The sequence below is a fragment of the Rhodovibrio salinarum DSM 9154 genome, from assembly GCF_000515255.1.
GTDB lineage: Bacteria > Pseudomonadota > Alphaproteobacteria > Kiloniellales > Rhodovibrionaceae > Rhodovibrio > Rhodovibrio salinarum.
Window position 1 is genome coordinate 1321295 of sequence record NZ_KI911559.1, and the last position, 18607, is coordinate 1339901.

Below are 18607 nucleotides of genomic sequence, written 5' to 3' on the forward strand. Positions count from 1 at the left end.
GCGCTGGTCTGTTCCGGATGGCGTGGTTGAAGGCGGTATCTGAGGGAACGTTGCTGTAGCGCTAACCTACTGAATCAAAGAAGAAAAAGCGGTCCCTGCGAAGTCGGAGGTTGGCCACGCGCTCAACGGGAAAGGCGGGTCGGTCCGGGGCGCTAACCCGGTTGAACACCCTTTGGCTGGGGACGACATGATCGCTCGGAGGCGGAAGAGATGAAGGGAGAAGTCCGCGATGAGCGACGATACCCGCAAACGCACGACGACCGATGCTGGCGTCCCTGTCTCCAGCGATGAACATGCGCTGACGGTCGGACCGAACGGGCCGATCGTGCTGCACGATCACTATCTGATCGAGCAGATGGCCAACTTTAACCGGGAACGGATTCCCGAACGCCAGCCGCACGCCAAGGGCGGTGGCGCGTTCGGCCGGTTCGAGGTGACGCAGGACGTGTCCGCCTACACCAAGGCCGACTTCCTGCAGCCCGGCAAGAAGACCGACGTTCTGATCCGCTTCTCGACGGTCGCGGGCGAGCGCGGCAGCCCGGACACCTGGCGTGACCCGCGCGGGTTCGCGGTGAAGTTCTACACCGAGGAAGGCAACTTCGACATGGTGGGGAACAACACCCCCGTGTTCTTCCTCCGCGACCCGATGAAGTTCCAGCATTTCATTCGCTCGCAGAAGCGTCGCGCGGACACCGACATGCGCGACCATGACATGCAGTGGGACTTCTGGACCCAGTCGCCGGAGTCCGCGCACCAGGTGACCTGGCTGTTCGGCGATCGGGGAATCCCGGCGTCCTGGCGCCATATGAACGGCTATTCCAGCCACACCTATATGTGGGCCAACGCCGACGGGAAGAAGTTCTGGGTCAAGTACCACTTCAAGACGGATCAGGGCATCAAGAACCTGACCCAGGACGAGGCGGACCGGCTCGCTGGCCAGGATCACGACTATCATAAGCGCGATCTCTACAACGCGATCGACCAGGGCAACCATCCGAGCTGGACGCTGTACGTCCAGATCATGCCGTTCGAGGATGCGGAGACCTATCGCATCAATCCGTTCGACCTGACCAAGGTCTGGCCGCACCAGGACTACCCGCTGATCGAGGTTGGCAAGCTGACGCTCGACCGGAACCCGAGCGACTACCACACCGAGATCGAGCAGGCGGCGTTCGAGCCGAACAACCAGGTCCCGGGCACCGGCTTCAGCCCGGACAAGATGCTGCTCGCCCGGGTGTTCTCCTATGCCGATGCCCATCGGTCGCGGATCGGCGTGAACTACAAGCAGATCCCGGTGAACGCGCCCAAATGCCCGGTGCACAGCTACAGCAAGGACGGGGCGATGCGCGTGCAGAAGGTGTCCGATCCCGTCTACGCGCCGAACACCAAGGGCGGTCCGCAGGCTGATCCCGAGGCCTACCCGGAGGCGGCGACCTGGTACACGGACGGCGAATTCGTCCGGAACGCCTACACGCTCCGGCAGGACGATGACGACTTCGGTCAGGCCCGCGCCCTGGTCCGCGAGGTGATGGATGAGGCCGCCCGCGAACGGCTGGTCAGCAACGTCGTCGGGCATCTGCTGGGCGGCGTGTCCGAGCCGGTGCTGCAGCGCGCGTTCGACTATTGGCGCAACGTCGATCCCGAGATCGGCGAGCGCATCGAACGTGGCGTGCGCGAGGCGTCGAAGGCGGCCGCTGAATAGGTCGCCCACCGCCTGTTCGCGCCCCCGCGGCTGGCTGCCAGCCTATCCTCGGCGTTGCCGGCTCCTCGACAGGGGCTGGTAACGCCGAATTTCGTTTGCCCTGTCTCTCCCGACTGTTGGATCGCCGGACGGTCAGGGGGTCGTTATTCCGCCGACGCGGCCAGCTATCCTGCACGTAACAAGGCCCGGACCGCGTCGGCGGCCCGGGCCTTGTGATGGATGCGACGATGGGGTGGTGGAGGATCAGGTCGGCTGCGGGGTCGGGTCCCAGCCGCCGCGATCGTCGCCGCGCGTGCCCTGGCCGGCGTTGGGAACGCTGGCGGCAGGTTTGCTGCTGGCGCCGCCGCTGCCACCGCCGCCGCGGGAGATATCCTGGCCCTGCATGATCGCCTGCGCCTCCTCGGCGGAGATGGTCTCGTACTCCAGCAGGCCGCGGGTGAGGCGATGCAGATCGTCGATGTGCTCGGTGAGGACGGTGCGTGCGCGTTTCTCGGCCTCGTCGATGACCCGGCGCACCTCCTCGTCGATCAGCCGGGCGGTGTGTTCGCTGACCTGGCCCTCGCGGGAGATGCCGTCGCCCAGGAAAACCTCCTGGTCGCTGCCGCCGGCGTAGTTCAGCGGGCCCAGGCGCTCGCTCATGCCCCACTCGGTGATCATCCGCTGGGCCAGCTCGGTGGCCTGCTTGATGTCGTTGCCCGCGCCGGTGGTGATGTCCTCGGTGCCGTAGATCAGCTCCTCGGCCAGCCGGCCGCCGAACATCATCGCCAGCCGGCCTTCGATCTCCATCTTCTGGTAGCCGTAGCGGTCCTTCTCCGGCAGCGCCATGGTGACGCCCATCGCCTGGCCGCGCGGGATGATGGTGATCTTGTGCAGCGGGTCGTTGCCCGGCACGAACAGCGAGACGATCGCATGGCCGGCCTCGTGATAGGCGGTCAGCTCCTTCTCCGCCTCGTCCATCACCATGGAGCGCTTCTCCGCGCCCATCAGGATCTTGTCGCGGGCCTTCTCGAAGTCGTCCATCGTGACCATGCGCTTGTTGGCGCGCGCGGCGATCAGGGACGCCTCATTGACCAGGTTGGCGAGGTCCGCGCCGGAGAAGCCCGGCGTGGCGCGGGCGACCTTGCGCACCTCCACGTCGGGCGCACAGGGCACCTGGCGGGTGTGCACCTGCAGGATCTGCTCGCGGCCCATCACGTCCGGGTTGGGGACAGTGATCTGCCGGTCAAACCGGCCCGGGCGCAGCAGCGCCGGGTCGAGCACGTCCGGGCGGTTGGTGGCGGCCACCATGATCACGCCCTCGTTCTTCTCGAACCCGTCCATTTCCGCCAGCAGCTGGTTCAGGGTCTGCTCGCGCTCGTCGTTGCCGCCGCCGAGGCCGGCGCCGCGCTTGCGCCCGAGCGCGTCCAGCTCGTCGATGAAGACGATGCAGGGCGCATTCTTCTTGGCCTGCTGGAACATGTCGCGCACGCGGCTGGCGCCCACGCCGACGAACATCTCGATGAAGTTGGAGCCGGAGATGGTGAAGAACGGCACGTTCGCCTCGCCGGCGATCGCGCGGGCGAGCAGCGTCTTACCGGTGCCCGGAGGGCCCACGAGCAGCATGCCCTTGGGAATCTCGCCGCCCAGCTTCTGGAACTTACCGGGATCGCGCAGGTAATCGACGATCTCTTCCAGCTCCTGCTTGGCCTCGTCGATACCGGCGACGTCATCGAACTTCGCCTTCCGGCTATCCTCGGTCAGCATCTTGGCCTGGGACTTGCCGAACTGCATCGCCCCGCCGGCACCGCCGCCGCGGGCGCGGCTCATGAAGTAGATCACGACACCGATCAGCAGCAGCATCGGGAACCAGGACAGCAGCACGGACCAGATGGTGCGGCCGTCTTCCACCGGCTTGACCTGGATGCGCACCCCGTTGTCGCGGAGCTGCTGCGTCGGGGTCGCGCCTTCGGGGGCGAAGGTGTTGAACTTCTGCCCGCCGGACAGGGTGCCGGTGATGTTGCCGCCCTGCATCGTGACGGAGCGGACTTCCCCCGATTCAACCCGGTCGATGAAACTGCTGTAGCTCAGGTCCTGGCCGACGTCGTTGCTGCCCTCGCTCTGCGCGAAGACGAGGAACATCGCGACCACGAGACCCAGGACAATGAAGGGGAGGAACTTGCGAAGGCGTTCGTTCATGAAGAGATTCGCCTGTTGCGTTCGGGTGGTCCCGCGCGGCAGGCGCGCGCGCCGCGACCTCATGCTGCGTCGATTGGGCGGCGCGCGCCAGGCGCAGGTTTCTACTGTGTTAAGAACGTCTACAGGGCAAGTGGGGGTCCACGCTAGGGCGTCAAGGTGATGTCACTCGGCGCTCGCACAGCGTGCAGGCTTCAGACAGGGCCGCTGACGCCCTGTCCGACGCCTCCGCGCGTGTCACGGTGCTGCGTCACGGGCGCGCAGGTACCCGGCTGGTTGGGAACGCCGCCGCCAAAGCTGTGGAAGCCGCACGGTTTGCTAGATCAGATGATGGTTTTGCCCCTTTGAACGCGCCCGTGCTGCGCGGTTCGGTGGTTTCCTCTCGATCTGCTTGAACCTGCGGGGCGAACGTGCTTGAGGGGGCAGCCGGTTGAAGGGGAGGGATGCCATGGCGCAAAGCGCAACCGACGGACGTTTGGCCGATCGAACGGTGCTGGTCACGGGCGCGGGGTCGAGCGGGCCCGGCTGGGGCGTGGGCAAGGCGATCGCGGCGGCCTGCGCGCGCGCCGGGGCCCGGGTCGCCTGCCTGGACGTCAAGCTGGACAACGCCCGGGAGACCGCCGGAATCCTCGAGGAGGAAGGCGGCACCACGCTTGCCCTGCAGGCGGACGTCACCGACAGCGCCCAGGTCGAGGCCGCCGTGCGCCAGGTGCTGGACGCCTGGGAGCGGCTCGACGTGCTGGTCAACAACGTCGGCATCCTGGAGCTGGGCGGCCCGGTCGAGGCGAGCGAGGAGTCCTGGGACCGGGTGATGGACGTCAACCTCAAGTCCATGTTCCTGACCTGCAAGCATGCGATCCCCGCGATGCAGGCCCAGGGCCGGGGCGCGATCGTCAACGTCGCCTCGATCGCCGCGACTCACTGGACCGGGATTCCCTATATCTCCTATGCCTCCAGCAAGGCGGGCGCGGTGCAGTTCACCCGCCAGGTGGCCCTGCAGCATGCCAGGGAAGGGATTCGCGCCAACGCCATCCTGCCCGGTCTGCTGGACACGCCGATGGTCCGAGCGCCGTTGAAGGACCACTATGCCGACGGTGACGTCGAGGCGATGATCGCCAAGCGCGATGCGATGTGCCCGACCGGCAAGATGGGCGACGCGTGGGACATCGCCCATGCGACCGTGTTCCTGGCGAGCGACGAGGCCAAGTACATCACCGGCACCGACCTTGTGGTCGACGGCGGCATCACCGCGAAGTTCGCGTAAACCGGCTCGATGACTTGGCTCAGGCCTCCGCGGCCAAGCGCCCGTCTTCGAGGGTTGCGGCGTGGTCGCAGTATTGGTCTCGCAAGCCCCGGCTATGGCTGATGAGCAGAAGCCCGATCGCGCGCTTTCGTGCCAGTGCGCTCAGCCGGTCGAGAAGCCCCTTCTGTTCGAGCGCGTCCAGTTGTGCCGTGACCTCGTCGCAGATCAGGACCCGAAGGCCCGGATGGAACAGTCGGGCAAGGGAGACGCGCGCGAGCTCTCCGCCCGAGAGTTCGCAGGGGTGGCGGTTCAGCCATGCGGAGGAAATGCCAAGGGCCGTGACCGCCTCTTCGTCCGGCGTGCCGCCGTTGGCCAGGATGCGTTTCACCTTCCAGCGCGGATCGACGGCCAGCTCCGCATTCTGCGGGGCGTACTGCACCGGGGCGGGACGGCCAGATGCCACGGGTCTCAGCGGTGCGTCGTCGAGACACACGCTTCCGGCCTTTGGGCGGAGGCGGCCAGCAAGCAAGCGGCCCAGTGTGCTCTTGCCGCTGCCCGAGGTGCCGCCAAGCCCAAGGATCTCGCCCGGCGTGAGCGACAGACTGATCCCGTCGACGACGTGGGTTTCGTCATAGCCAAAGCGCAGGTTGCAGGCGGTCAGCATGCCCCCTCCGGGATTTGCGCCTCCCAGAGCGCGCGCGAGAAGGGATGCTGGAGCGCGGCACCGCCTCCGGCAAAGGCCGAGGCGCACGTGGTCTCGACGGCTCGGCCCTGACTGAGCACCAGCACCCGGTCTGCAATACGGGCGAGGCGCGGTAGGTCGTGGCTCACCACCACGAGGCCATGGCCCGCTTGCGCGAAACCGGACAGCATCGCCATGACGTGATCCGCAGCTTCTGGGTGGAGACCGACAGTCGGTTCGTCCACCACGAGCCAGTCGGCGCCGCTTGCGAGCGCAGTGGCCAGAAGCGCGCGCCGTGCCATGCCGCCAGAGAGTTCGTGCGGATAGCGCCCGACAAGGGTTTTGGACAGGCCGACGCGGGTAAGCAGGGCACCGGGATCGCAACGTTGCCGAAGAAGGCGCTGGATCTGGCGTCCGAGCGGTGCCAGCGGATCCAGAGCGTCGAGCCGCTGGGGGGCGAGGGCGATGTCGCGCGGTCCCGGAGGGCTGCCATCAATCGCGATCCAACCCTCTGTTCGCGCCCCGGCGGGAAGGACGCCGGCCAATGCCGCCGCGATCAGGCTCTTGCCAGCCCCCGAGCTGCCGGCGATGCCGAGGATCTCCCCGCGCGCGAGGGAAAAATTCAGGTCTTCGAGTGCCTGGAAAGGCGGGCGGCCAGGTGGGGCGAAGGTGAGCCCGAAATGCGCGACGCCCAGGGTCATGTACCACCTCCTGGTGGAGCTGCGGCGGTACGCAGGGCCTCGCCGAAGCGCTCGAAGGCAAGCGCCACGAGCACGAGACCCAGCCCCGGCGCAGCGGCGACCCACCAGCGCCCGGCGATGATCTCGCGTAGCGAGTCCGAAAGCATGACACCGACCGAGGGCAGGTGCGGTTCGATTCCCAGGCCGATGAAGCTCAATCCCGCCTCATGCAGAATCGCGTGGGGGAAGATCAGTACGAAACCCGCCACGATCTGCGGCAGTAGATGCGGTGCCAGGTGATGCCGTGCGACCCAACTGCGGGAGCGCCCCAGCGCCCGCGAGGTCGCGACGTAGTCGGAGGCGGCGACGGTCTGCGCCTCGTGCCGGAGCAGACGCGCAAGCCGCGGCCAATGGGTGAAGGCCACGGCGAAGACGACCCCCGTGGTGCCGCCGCCCAGGGCGAAGGCCACCATGATCAGCAGCACGAAATGCGGCAGGCCGAGCACCAGTTCGGTCAGCAGACCGACGAGGTGATCCGCCCACCGTCCCAGGACCGCGACGAGGGCGAGACCGAGGGCGATGGCGGTCGAGACGATCGCGGCCAGCAGCCCGACCTGCACACTCATCGCCAAGGCGGCGAGTGTGCGTGCGGCCACGTCGCGCCCCAGGCTGTCGGTCCCAAAGGGATGCGCAGGGGTGGGAGCCTGGCCCACCGCGCGTGCGTCGACCCCGAGCCAGGAGGCGGGCAACACGGCCGCACCGGCGAGGATCAGTAGCACCAGCCCGGCAGCCCAGGCGCCGCGCCATGCTGGATGGCGGGTGGGCCGCGTCCCGCCGGGCCCGCGCGAGAGAATCTCAAGCGCCGTCATGCCGACGCCTGCCGCAGCCTTGGGTCGGCGAGATGCGCCGCGATGTCCGCGAGGAGATTGCCGCAAAAGACGAAAAGCAGCGTCGCCAGCCCGATCCCCATGAGCAACGACGCATCGGCCCCCGTGGCGGCCTGCACGGTCGCCTGTCCGAGGCCAGGCCAGGCGAACACCGTCTCCGCCAGCACCGAACCGCCGAAGAGTTCGCCAGCGCCCGCCAGATGCAGCGTCAGCGCTGGACCGACGGCATGCCGCAGCCCGGCCCCGAAGGCGATACGCCACCACGACAGACCGTGCGCGCGCAGGTGGAGCGCGGCGGGGCCGTCGAGAAAGGCCACCAGTCGCTGGCGGGTGTGCAGGATGAGCGGCGCTGTCCCAACGACCGAGAGCGTGGCGACGGGCAGGACGAGGTGTCTGAGGCTGTCAAGCCAGCCGGTTTCCTCTGCCGTCAGGCCGGGCGGCGCTGCGCAGCAGGCGGGTAGCCAGCCCAGCCCCACGGCGAACAGCGCGATCAGCAGGATCGCGATCCAGAAACCCGGGCTGGCCGTGAGCACCACCGCCGCCGTCCGGATGGTCCTGTCCGCGATCCCGCCCCGCGCCGCCGCGGCGGCGATGCCAAGCCCCGTGCCGAGGATGAAGGAGACGGCGAAGGCGCTGCCGATCAGCGCGAGCGAAGTCGGGAAGCGGCGGGCGATCACCTCCGCGACGGGCGCGTCAAAGGTGAGGGAGCGGCCCAGGTCGCCGTGCAAAACGCCACCCAGCCAAGTTGCGAAGCGCGCGGGTGCCGGGCGGTCGAGGCCCCAGGTCGCGGCGATCGCCTGCCGCTGCTCGGGCCCGATGAGCGAGGTACGGTCGCCCACATAGGCCTGCACCGGATCGATGGGCGCCAGCGAGATCAGCGTGAACAACCCGACCGCCGCCAGTGGCAACAGCCAGGCAAGACGCACCAGCCGCCCCAGTAGAAGCTGGCGCAGCCAGATCATTCGCCGCAGGTCCAGCGCCAGTCGGGCAGGTCGTGGGTGATTGGGAAGCCGTGGCCGTGCGGATGGATCTGCCGCTTGCCGGTGTCGAGGCACTCGGAGACCCAATAGGAGTGTTCGAGGTTCACCATCCAGGCCCAGGCGGCGTCACCCTTCGCACTGAAGCCGGTCTCGCCGTCCCACGCAGCCGCTTGCCACTCGGGCAGCGAGGCCTCCAGGCTGGGCGCGCGTTCGGCCGCCTCAAGGTGGGCGTTGACGGTGGCGTTGTCGTAGAACCCGGGGTTGAAGTAGCCCATTCCGGCGAAATCCCCGTGGTAGATGTGAGAGATCTCAGAGGGGTCATGCGCCCCCCAGCCCAGCACCACGACCTGCGAGTGCATCATCGTTCGGATCTCCTCCCAGCTCCGGCCCGTGGGACGGGCCGCGATGCCGATGCCACGCAACTGCTGCGCCGCGCCGAGCGCCAGCGCCTGTCGGGTGCTGTCGCCTGCCGGGTAGACGATGGAGAAGGTGGCGTCGCGGCCATCCTTCTCGCGCGTGCCGTCGTTGTCCGTGTCCTGCCAGCCCGCTGCTTTCAGGGTCGCGCGGGCGGCCTGGGGATCGTTGCCGGGGATTGCGCCCTCTGGGTTGCCCCAAGGCAGCCCGTCAGCCGGGCCGGTGGCGGGGCGGCCGTGGCCGTTGAGCGCAAGGGCGACCAGAGCCTCGCGGTCGAGCGCCTGGTTCACCGCCACGCGGATCGCCCGGTCGGCGGTTACGTCGTTGCCGATGGGCACGCCGCTTTCGGTGGTCTTGCCCGTGTCTGGCACCATGGGGAACATGAGACCGCGGTTGTCCACGGTCTCGACGTGCAGCGCCTCCATGCCGTTGGGCGGCGCGTCCGCCTGCGACGAGGGCACGGCCACGAGATCGGCCTCTCCCGTGCGCGCGAGCGATAGTGCGGCCTCCTCGGAGCCGAAGATGAAGGTCACGCGCTCGAACGGCACGTCACCGCCGTGCCAATATGGGTTCGGCTCGACGATCAGGTGCTCGCCCTCGCGCCATTCGACCATGCGGAACGGCCCGGAGCCGATGGGCTTGCGGGCATAGTTCGGGCCGTAGGCATCGGCCGGCACGATGCCAAGCGTGGCGAGTTCGTTGGTAAAAGAGATGCGCGGCTCGGAGAGTTCGAGCTCTACCTGGTGTGGGCCCGTAACCCGGGCGGCTTCGAAACCGGTCAGGTCGACCAGCCCTCCCGCGTCTCGGGCCGTGTTGAAGGTGAAGGCCACGTCCTCCGGCGTCACGGGTGTTCCGTCGGAAAAGCGGGCGTCGTCCCGCAGGGTGATGGTCCAGAGCGTGCGGTCCTCCGACAGCGACCATTCGGTGGCGAGGTCACCCTTGAGCGCAAGTTCCGCATTGCGGCGTAACAGGGTCGACTGGAAGAGCGGGTTGCCGTAGCTGCCCCAGCCGGTGATAGGGTCGAAGCCAGTTTCGGGTTCGCCTCCCACTGCCAGCACGAGCGGTCGCGCCTGTGCAGTGACCGCTCCGAGCAGGGCCAGGAGGGCGGCTGCGAGCAGGGTGGACTTAAAAAATCTACGCATCTCGACTCCGGTATGCAAAATGACTTGCATATTCATACGCTGCTTGTCGGAGAGGTAAAGGGCTTGCGTCTGGCGGGCCGGACGGAAACCGTCTGCTGGAACAGCAAGAGGGAAAGGCTATGGCGCGGATCACGGTGTCTATCGAAGACGAGCTGTTGGCAGAGCTCGACAGCTACATGACGCGCTCGGAGGCGACCAATCGCTCCGAGGCGATGCGAGACCTGATCCGCCGCGCGTTGACGCGGGACGCGCCAGAGGAGGCCGAGTGTATCGGGGTGGTGAGCTACACCCTGGAGCTCTCGACCCGCGACCTGGGCCGTCGCGTCCCCCAGAGCCGCCATGCCCGGCACGACCAGACCGTGGCGGCGCTATCGGTGCCGGTGGACCACGATGCCGCGGTCGAGGTGACGGTGATGCGCGGCGCGGTCGGGGCCGTGGAGGACTTCGCCAACGGCCTCTTCTCCGAACGCGGCGTCAAACACGGGCGGCTGGCGCTGATTCCCGTCGAGGCCCGCGAAGACGTCCATTCCCACGGCCGTGGTGAGCCGCATGTCCACAGTCACTACAAGGTTCGCGACGGCTTTTGACCCCCTCACTGTGAGTGAGCCGTCACCTGCGGGTCTCTCGCAGCTACTGTTTTTCCGGATGGATCAGAGACTGATCTGGCGGCTGTAAGGCTGGGTCACGATCCCCGCCACGGATCCCTCTCTACGTGGAGACAAGGAGTGCGCGTACGAAAAGCCCCGCCGGAGCGGGGATCCGGCGGGGCTCAACGCAATCAGGGTAGGCGCCGCAGCGGCCGGTCCATCGGCGGGGGCTTCCGCGCGGGGTGGCGCGGGCGCGAGGGGGCCTAGGGGACCGGCCGCTGCGGGTACCTCCGGGCGCGTCGGATCCGCTGCGACACGATCCGACGCCCGGCCTGAGGCTGCCCTGGCGGGGCGACAGCCTCATAGGTGATCAATCTACAGAAAGCGGCGCGGTTGTGCTGTGACAGAGACAGGGCAAAAAGCTGTCGGCCTGACACGGCCGTGCGTGCGGTCACGCGAGTCTCTAGCCATGAGGCTTGGGGCCATGCGGCTTGATCAGGTCCAGGCCGGTTTGGCGCTACGGCGTCTTGTCACCTAGCCGGCTACGTCCCAGTCGGAAGGCCAGTGGAGCGAACACCACGACCAGGAAAATCCGCACGATGTGGTGGGTGGCGACCAGCGCGGCTTCCAGCCCCAGGGCCAGGGCGACCAGGCTCATCTCAGCGAGCCCTCCTGGCGAGTAGGCGAGGGTGAGTTCCAGGATCGGCAAACCGGTGATCAGATGGCCGACCCAGGCCGATGCCACGGCGCTGCCCAGCAGGACCACCGTGCCGCCGGCCGCCCACATCAGCGTCCGCGCGATCGCCGTTATCGGCGTACCGGCGAAGCGGCAGCCCAGCGAGCTGCCGACCACGATCTGTGCGGCTGCGATCACGGCTTGCGGCGGGCCCGCCTCGATGACCCCGCCGAGGTGGATGGCTGCGCTCAACAGCATCGGTCCGACCACCGCCGGGGCCGGGATGCGCAATAGCTGGGCACCCGCCCAGCCAAGCACGCCCGAGGCGGTCAGTAGGGCTACTTCCATGCCGCCGAGATCGGCGAGGTCCGGACCGGCGGCGGGTCGGCTGGCGGGGTCGTAGCCCATGAACAGCTGGAAGGCGAACGGCAGCACCAGCACCACGAGCAGCAGGCGTCCGGCGTGGGTGAGTGAGATCAGCCGGGAGTCGCCGCCCATGGCTTCGCCGACGAAGATCATCACCGACAGCCCGCCCGGCATCGCCGAGAAATAGCTGGTCACCCGGTCGTAGCCGGCCATGCGGCGGAAGAACCAAGCCCCGAGCATGCCTGAGACCACCGTATAGACCGACAGGATCAGCAGGCTTACCGCCCAGCCCGGTAACTGGCTGGCGATCGCCGGGGTGAAGCTGCTGCCCAGCATCACGCCGAGCACGACCACAAACCCCTCGCGCAGCCGGTGCCACAGCGCGACGGGTAACCCGGCTACCGCCGCCAGGGTGGTCGCCAGCATGGCCCCGATCATCCAGGGCAAAGGCAGACCCACGAGGTACGCCAGCCAGCCGCCGCCGGTGCCGATTGTCAGCGCCAGCAGTGCGCGCGGCCAGACTGGCGAATGCGCAGCATCTTCTGCCTGGTCGGGTGTCGCCATGCGGGCCTATGCGCTTAGTCGATCCAAGAGCCCGGCCAGGAAACGTTCGCATGCGGCCAGCTGGTCCAGGCCCACGAACTCGTCCGGCTTGTGCGCCTGGGCGATATAGCCGGGGCCGCAGACCACCGCTGGAATGCCGGCGTCCTTGAACCGTCCGGCCTCGGTGCCGAAGGCGACCTTGCCGGTGGCGTTTTTCCCCGCCAAAGCCTTCGCCAGGACGACGACATCGTCGCCGGGATCGGTATCCAGGGCCGGGAAGTGCGAGAGCCGGTGGAAACTGAAGCCGGTCTCGGCCTGTACCGACTGCATCGCCGGTTCGAGTTCCTGGCGGGCGTAATCGATCGCTTCTTGCAGGATCGCGTGCGGATCGTCGTTGGGCAGGTTGCGGATCTCGAAATGTAGCTTAGCCGCATCCGGGACGATGTTGAGCGCAGTGCCCCCCTCGAGGACGCCGACGTGAACGGTCGTGTGCGGGATGTCATAGGCGGAATCGAAGGGCCCTTCGGTGGCCTTGCGTTCCGCGATCTCGCCCAGCTTCGCTGTCAGCCGCGCGGCGGCGAGGGCGGCGTTGACGCCCTCGGGCGCGTAGGCCGAATGGCAGGCGAAGCCGCGGACCTCCGCGCACGTCGACAGCTTGCCCTTGTGCGCGTTGATCACCTCCATGCCCGTCGGTTCGCCGATGATCGCCGCGCGCGGGCGCACCTCTCGGTTCATCAGCGGCGCCAGCAGCTTCTGCACGCCCAGGCACCCGACCTCCTCGTCGTAGGAGAAGCAGAGGTGCACCGGCTCATTGAGTTGGGCCTTGGCGAAGGCGGGCGCATAGGCCAGCACCGCGGCGACGAATCCCTTCATGTCCGCCGTGCCGCGGCCGTACAGCTTGCCGTCGGCCTCGTACAGCGCGAACGGGTCGCTGCTCCAGGGCTGACCGTCCACCGGTACGACGTCGGTGTGGCCCGAGAGCGCGATACCGCCACGGTCCTGCGGGCCGATGGTGGCGTAGAGGTTGGCTTTGCGCCCCGTGTCGTCGTGGGTCAGCTCGCTTTCGATCCCCAGGTCGGCCAGCGCCGACTGCACGTAGTCGATCAGGTCCAGATTGGAGTTCCGGCTGACGGTGTCGAAGGCGATCAAGTCGCGCAAAATACGCCGGGTTTCGGCACTGGGCTGCGCTTCAGTGGACGACATTGTGGGCAAGTCTCCTTGAGCGACGCGCGCTGCCAGTGCATGCCGGGCAGGCGCGCGGGCGGACGTGTTTGCTGGTCGTCTGTAGCCGCTGTACGCGTCGATGGCCAGGGATAGGGTGGTTCTCCTGGATGCCGGATGGCCCTGATCGCCAAATGTTCTTGAATTGTTCGTTCTTTTGGTGTACTCGACAGACCTGTGCGCGTTCGGAGGTCAGTCCATGCCCATCGCTCAGCCCATCGGACCCGAGCAGGCCAACGATCGCGGCGACGTGCGCATCCTGCAGCGTCTGCTGAACGCCCAACCGGACCCGCCCGGGCTGCTGGAAGACGGGCTGTACGGATCCAACACCTGGTCCGCCCTGGTCGCCACTCGGCCCGACCACGACGCGGAGGCCCCTGTCGTACCGGACGGCCCGGATGTGGTCCGTCTGCTTGAGCGTTTGCCGGCAGGGGTCGGGGGCGCGCGGCTCGGCTGCGTGCTGGCGGAAGCGCAGAGCGAGCGGATCGTGCGTTTCCAGCCATCCCTCGTGGCGGCCATGCAGGAGGTGGGGATCGATACCCAGCTGCGCCGGGCGCACTTCCTGGCCCAGATCGCGCACGAAAGTGGGGGGCTGCGCTGGCTGGAGGAACTGGCCAGCGGGAAGGCGTACGAGGGACGGGCGGATCTTGGCAATGACCAGCCGGGTGACGGCCAGCGCTTCAAGGGCCGTGGCCTGATCCAGTTAACCGGCCGGGCGAACTACACGGCTTTCGAACGGGCGATCGGGCGCGATCTGACCTCGAGCACGGACGCCGCCGCACAGGTGGCCGCGGACCCGGATCTGTGCGTGCGTGCGGCGACCTGGTTCTGGCAGGAAAACGGGCTCAACACACTCGCCGACGCCGACGATCTCGAGGCCGTCACCCGCCGGATCAACGGCGGTCTCAACGGCCTCGACGACCGCGCCAAGTACCTCGCCCGCGCCAAGGCGGTGTTCCCGGTTCCGGTTGCCGCGTAAGCCCGGGGGTGAGCTGGGGGCGGCAGGGGGCACAAGAATTGTGCCGGCAACGCGCCGCAGCGCTGCTCAGGCGTCCTCGCCACCCTTTGCCGAATCGCCGGTGCTAGCGCATCCTCGCCGCCGCCCCCTTCCCGTAAGGCGTTCGCCGAATCGTTCATGCCCGACTTCCGTTTCGTTCACGCTGGCGACCTGCACCTGGACACGCCGTTCGACGGGTTGAGCCGTCTGGGCGGCGATCTGCCGGCCAGGCTGCGCGACGCCTCGCTCACCGCGTTCGATAACCTGGTCGCGGAGACGCTGCGGGTCGAGGCGGACGCATTGGTCCTGGCCGGCGATCTGTACGACGGTCCGGAGCGTGGCCTGCGGGCGCAGTTGCGTCTGCGTGACGGCTTCGCGCGCCTGACCCAGGCGGGCGTGCAGGTGTTTCTCGTCCATGGCAATCACGACCCGGTGGAGGAGGGCTGGTCGGCCGTCGCCTGGCCGGAGGGCGTGCATGTCTTTCCCACCCAGGAGGTGGAAGGCGTGCCGGTGCACCGGTCGGGGCGCGAAATCGCGCGGGTGTACGGCATCAGCTACGCCCGTCGGGACACGACCGACAATCTCGCCGCCCGCTTCCCCCAGACGTCCGACGCGCCGTTCGCGGTTGGCCTGCTGCACGCCAACGTCGGCAACAACCCTGCACACGCGCGCTATGCGCCGTGCGAGCTGTCGGAGCTGACGCGCGGCGGCATGGATTACTGGGCGCTCGGCCACGTTCACGACGCGCAGGTCTTGAGCGACGGTGCGGTCCATGCGGTCTACTCCGGTGTGCTGCAGGGCCGCAGCCCGAAGCCGAGCGAACAGGGACCCAAGGGTGCCTACCTCGTCGACGTCGACGACGGACGGGTCAGCGCGCTTAGTTTCCGGCCGCTCGACGTCGTGCGGTTCGAGACCCTGCAGGTCGACGTCGAGGCGGTCGCGGATACCGGTGGCCTGCAGGACGCCTTGCAGACGGCGGCTGCCGATGCCGCCGAGGCGGCCGACGGGCGCGATTTGATCCTGCGTGCCGACCTCACGGGCCGCGGGGCCGTGCATCAGCAATTGCGCCGTGGCGCAGGCGTTGAAGAGGTGCTGCAAAGCCTGCAGGAAGCCGGTACGCAGGTTGCCGGCGCGCGGGTCTGGTGGGATCGGCTGATCGACCGCACGGCCCCGCCGCTGGACAAGGACGCGATCCGCCGGCGCGGCGACTTCTCCGCCGAACTGCTGCTGCGGGCGGAGGCGCTGCTGGCCGACCCAGAGCAGTTGGACGCCTTCCTGGCCGCGCACGCGCGCCCGACCGACCGGCGCCTGCGCGCGCTGGTCGACGCGGCGGACGCGGAAACCGATCAGGCGACGTTGGCCGCGGCGCTCGACGAGGCACTCGACCGGCTGGAGCCGGAAGAATGATCATCCGCGGCTGGCAGATCGACGGCTTTGGCGCGTTCCGCGACCAGCGGTCGAGCGAGCTAGCGTCCGGTCTCTCGGTCCTGCACGGACCGAACGAAGCCGGCAAGAGCACGCTGCTCGCCTTCATCCGCGGCGTGCTGTTCGGGTTCCCCGACAAGCGCAACAAGGGCGTGCCGCTCTACGAACCGCCTGGCGGCGGGGCTTTCGGCGGCAGCGTCTTCGTCGAGCACGACGGCCGGCGCTACACGATCCATCGCCGCGCTGGCTCGCGCAACAACGCGCCGACGATCACCGACGCCGGCGGCCAAAGCGTGCCCGAGGGCGAGCTGCCGCAAATCCTGGGCGGGGCTGACAAGACGCTGTTCCAGAACGTCTTCGGTTTCTCCCTCTGGGAGTTGCAGGAGGGACAAAGCCTGACGGCCGAGGGCGTGCGCGACCGCATCTTCTCCGGCGCGGTCGCCGGCGCCGGCCTCAACGCGCGAAGGGCCGCGGAAGAGCTGGAAGCTCGTGCCAAGGACCTCTACAGCCCGAACGCCCGGCAAAAGAAGAACCAGGCGGCCAAGCTGCTGGACGAGATCCGACAGGTCGACCAGGAGCTGGTCGAGGCCAAGCGCGCCGCCCGCGACTATCCGCAGAAGGTCGAGGCCGAGCGCACGGCGGCCGCCGAGCGGAAGCGGCTGGATGGTGAGATCGCGCATTGGCAGGGCAAGCGGCGCGAACTCGACGCGCTCTTGCGCCTGTGGGAGCCGTGGTGTCAGCGCGCCCGCGCGCTGGAGACGCTGGAACGTCTGACCGGGCGCAGCCTGCCGCGGATCGATCCAGTGCCGGTCGATGATGCGCTGGACGCCCAGCAACGCCAGGTCGACGCGCTGCGCGAAAGCTTGGGGTTGCAGCGACAGCGGCTGCAGGACGCGGGCGAACTGGCGGCGCAACTGGAAGCGCAGGCGCAATCGCTTGCCCGGACGCTGCAGACGCTTGGACCGCAGTGGACGGAAGACCGCGTCGCGGCGTTCACTCTGCCGATCCCCGCGCGCGATGAGGTGCACGACTGGGAGCGTGCGCTGGATGCGGCGGACGCCGCCGTCACCAAGGCCGATGAGCAGCTCGGCGAGGCCGAGCGCCGTCGCCAGGAAAGCGCGGAACGGCATGCCAAGCTGGCGCAGGAGCTGGAGGCGCTTGCCGATCCGCCGCCGGCGTTGGCGACGCTGCAGCGCCGGCAGGCCGAGCTTGAAGACCTGCGGGCCAAGATGGACGAGCTGGCCCGTCTGCGCGACGCCGAGGGCTACGCGCAGGCGGCCTTGGAGCAGGCAGATGCGCGCGTGGACGACGCCCGGGACGAGCAGTCCGGCCGTGGCCTCGTACTCGGCGCCTTGGCTGTGGCGGTTCTGGCGGCCGTGGCGGCGGGTGTCGCCGGGGTCCAGGGCGAGCCGGTTGCGGCGGGTGCGCTGGCGGCGCTTGCGCTGGCGGCTGGCGCCGTCTCGGCGTGGCTGCATCGCCGCCGCCGGCAGGCGGCGGCGCGTGTCCAGCGGGCGGAAGCCGACCGCGACGCCAAAGCCCGGGACGTCGACCGCCAGAGCGAACGGCGGCGCACCCTGGAGCAGGAAGCCGATGCCGCCGCCCAGGCGCTCGACTTTGCCGAGAGGCCGGGGCCGGGCGAACTGGCGCGGGCTGTGACCGAACTCGGCCATCGGCTGGAGGACCGGCGCCGGCTCGACCGGCAGATTCAGGACGCGGAGGTCCAGCGTCAGGAGGTCGAGACCCGCCAGGAAGAGGTCGACCGCCGGCAGCAGACGCTGGAGAGCGCCCGCGCGGAAAACCAACGGCTGGAAGCGGCTTGGGCCGAGTGGAAGCGCGCGCGCGCCTTCCCGGAAGCCTCGCGTCCGCAAGGCGTGCTCGAGTTCGCCGAGCAGCTACGCCAAGCGCAAGACATCCTGCGGGAGACGCGCAGTCTAGAGGCCAAGCGCCAACAGCTCGACATCGCGATCGCTGGCTGGGAAGAGGCCGCGCGCGGCGTTCTACAGGCGCGCGGTGCGGACAGTGCGGCGACTGGCGAGGCGCTGATCGAGGCGTTCAACGCCTGTGCGCAGGCGATCCAGTCGGAGCAGGAGGCCTATCAGCAGGTTCGCGAGGTCGAGGCGGCGGTGCTGCGCGAGGCCAGTAACGAGCCGGCACGTGCAGCCGAACTGCGCGAGACGCTGGCCGGCGGTGATGCGCAGGCCTGGGCCGATGAACGCGAGCGGCTGGACGCCTACCTAGCCGCGCAGCAGGAGGTGCGGGACGATGCGCTCCGGCAGGAAGAGGAGGCCGCCCGCGACCGCAAGGCGGTGGAAACCTCCGACCGGATCGCGGAACTGGAGACCCGGCGCAACCAGTTGGCGGGCGAGGTCGCGCGCCTTTTCCGCCAGTGGCAGGTTTACGCTGGCGCCCAGGCGCTGATCGAAGAGACGCTGGAGCGCTTCGAACGCGAGCGTCAGCCGGCCGTGTTCGCCCGGGCGAGCGATCGGCTGGCGCGGTTCAGTCACGGCCGCTACACCCAAATCCGCCAGGCCGAAGCGGGTCAGGACTTCCGTGTGATCGATCGGGAAGGCCGAGCGGTGCAGCCGATCGACCTGTCGCGTGGTACCCGCGAGCAGCTTTATCTCGCCGTCCGGCTCGGCCTGATCGAGGAGTTCGCCCAGCGCGGCACCTCGCTGCCGCTGGTGTTGGACGAGGTTCTGGTCAACTTCGACCCCGAGCGGATGGCCGCGGTCGCCGCCGAACTCGCCCGCTTCGCCGAGGATCACCAGGTGCTGCTGTTCACCTGCCACCCGGAGATCGCCGAGCGCGTGCAGGCCAATGCGCCCGGCGCGGCCAGCATCCCGATGGCGGAGCTAGCCGCTTCTTCTTAGAAGAACACCGGGTGAGTTGG

14 protein-coding genes are annotated in these 18607 nt (G+C 68.5%); 6 read left to right on the top strand and 8 right to left on the bottom strand.

Translation table 11 applies throughout. The annotated features are described in order from the left end of the window. Positions 1 to 229 precede the first annotated feature (229 nt). Entirely contained in the window at positions 230 to 1702 is a 1473-nt protein-coding gene (locus RHOSA_RS0106175) for a catalase (protein ID WP_027287986.1), read from the top strand. 243 nt (positions 1703 to 1945) lie between these two features. Here the strand turns inward: RHOSA_RS0106175 and ftsH are convergent, their stop codons facing one another. Continuing rightward, the gene (gene ftsH / locus RHOSA_RS0106180) at positions 1946 to 3877 is read right to left on the bottom strand and encodes an ATP-dependent zinc metalloprotease FtsH (RefSeq protein WP_027287987.1); all 1932 of its coding nucleotides are present in this window, start codon (positions 3875 to 3877) and stop codon (positions 1946 to 1948) included. Between the two features lie 445 nt (positions 3878 to 4322). Here ftsH and RHOSA_RS0106185 point away from each other — a divergent pair, with 445 nt between their 5' ends. After that, positions 4323 to 5138 carry an SDR family NAD(P)-dependent oxidoreductase gene (locus RHOSA_RS0106185; protein ID WP_051431868.1) on the top strand — a complete coding sequence of 272 codons (816 nt, stop codon included), beginning with the start codon at positions 4323 to 4325 and terminating at the stop codon, positions 5136 to 5138. Between the two features lie 19 nt (positions 5139 to 5157). On the opposite strand, the gene RHOSA_RS0106190 is transcribed toward RHOSA_RS0106185, so the two are convergent. Genes RHOSA_RS0106190 through RHOSA_RS0106210 form a run of 5 tightly spaced genes read right to left on the bottom strand, consistent with a single transcriptional unit; the run spans position 5158 to position 9902 of the window. After that, positions 5158 to 5781, bottom strand: coding sequence for an ATP-binding cassette domain-containing protein (locus tag RHOSA_RS0106190; protein WP_027287989.1), 624 nt, complete (start codon positions 5779 to 5781; stop codon positions 5158 to 5160). Continuing rightward, on the bottom strand, positions 5775 to 6500 hold the full coding sequence (locus RHOSA_RS0106195) for an ATP-binding cassette domain-containing protein (RefSeq protein WP_027287990.1): 726 nt from the start codon (positions 6498 to 6500) through the stop codon (positions 5775 to 5777). Before RHOSA_RS0106195 ends, RHOSA_RS0106190 begins: the two co-directional genes overlap by 7 nt. After that, on the bottom strand, positions 6497 to 7348 hold the full coding sequence (locus tag RHOSA_RS20865) for an ABC transporter permease (RefSeq protein ID WP_051431869.1): 852 nt from the start codon (positions 7346 to 7348) through the stop codon (positions 6497 to 6499). Before RHOSA_RS20865 ends, RHOSA_RS0106195 begins: the two co-directional genes overlap by 4 nt. Next, positions 7345 to 8328, bottom strand: a complete 984-nt coding sequence (locus tag RHOSA_RS0106205) for an ABC transporter permease (protein WP_037255797.1) — start codon at positions 8326 to 8328, stop codon at positions 7345 to 7347. The genes RHOSA_RS20865 and RHOSA_RS0106205 overlap by 4 nt, the downstream gene beginning before the upstream one ends. Next, the gene (locus RHOSA_RS0106210) at positions 8325 to 9902 is read right to left on the bottom strand and encodes an ABC transporter substrate-binding protein (RefSeq protein ID WP_037255798.1); all 1578 of its coding nucleotides are present in this window, start codon (positions 9900 to 9902) and stop codon (positions 8325 to 8327) included. Before RHOSA_RS0106210 ends, RHOSA_RS0106205 begins: the two co-directional genes overlap by 4 nt. A gap of 119 nt (positions 9903 to 10021) precedes the next feature. Between RHOSA_RS0106210 and nikR the strand changes: the two genes are divergently transcribed. Next, on the top strand, positions 10022 to 10489 hold the full coding sequence (gene nikR, locus RHOSA_RS0106215) for a nickel-responsive transcriptional regulator NikR (RefSeq protein WP_027287993.1): 468 nt from the start codon (positions 10022 to 10024) through the stop codon (positions 10487 to 10489). Positions 10490 to 11006: 517 nt separating this feature from the next. On the opposite strand, the gene RHOSA_RS20870 is transcribed toward nikR, so the two are convergent. Both RHOSA_RS20870 and argE read right to left on the bottom strand, forming a co-directional pair. Next, a complete protein-coding gene (locus tag RHOSA_RS20870; RefSeq protein ID WP_051431870.1) occupies positions 11007 to 12095 on the bottom strand; it encodes an AbrB family transcriptional regulator in 1089 nt (362 codons plus the stop codon). A gap of 6 nt (positions 12096 to 12101) precedes the next feature. After that, complete coding sequence (gene argE, locus RHOSA_RS0106225) at positions 12102 to 13277, bottom strand: acetylornithine deacetylase (protein WP_027287994.1); 1176 nt, start codon at positions 13275 to 13277, stop codon at positions 12102 to 12104. Between the two features lie 217 nt (positions 13278 to 13494). Between argE and RHOSA_RS25705 the strand changes: the two genes are divergently transcribed. The 3 genes from RHOSA_RS25705 to RHOSA_RS0106240 all read left to right on the top strand — a co-directional run bounded on the left by RHOSA_RS25705 (position 13495) and on the right by RHOSA_RS0106240 (position 18587). Then, positions 13495 to 14274, top strand: a complete 780-nt coding sequence (locus RHOSA_RS25705) for a glycoside hydrolase family 19 protein (protein ID WP_027287995.1) — start codon at positions 13495 to 13497, stop codon at positions 14272 to 14274. A 156-nt stretch (positions 14275 to 14430) separates the two neighbouring features. Further along, positions 14431 to 15699 carry a metallophosphoesterase family protein gene (locus tag RHOSA_RS20875; protein ID WP_051431871.1) on the top strand — a complete coding sequence of 423 codons (1269 nt, stop codon included), beginning with the start codon at positions 14431 to 14433 and terminating at the stop codon, positions 15697 to 15699. Next, a complete protein-coding gene (locus RHOSA_RS0106240; protein WP_027287996.1) occupies positions 15696 to 18587 on the top strand; it encodes an AAA family ATPase in 2892 nt (963 codons plus the stop codon). Before RHOSA_RS20875 ends, RHOSA_RS0106240 begins: the two co-directional genes overlap by 4 nt. The last annotated feature ends 20 nt before the right edge of the window (positions 18588 to 18607 follow it).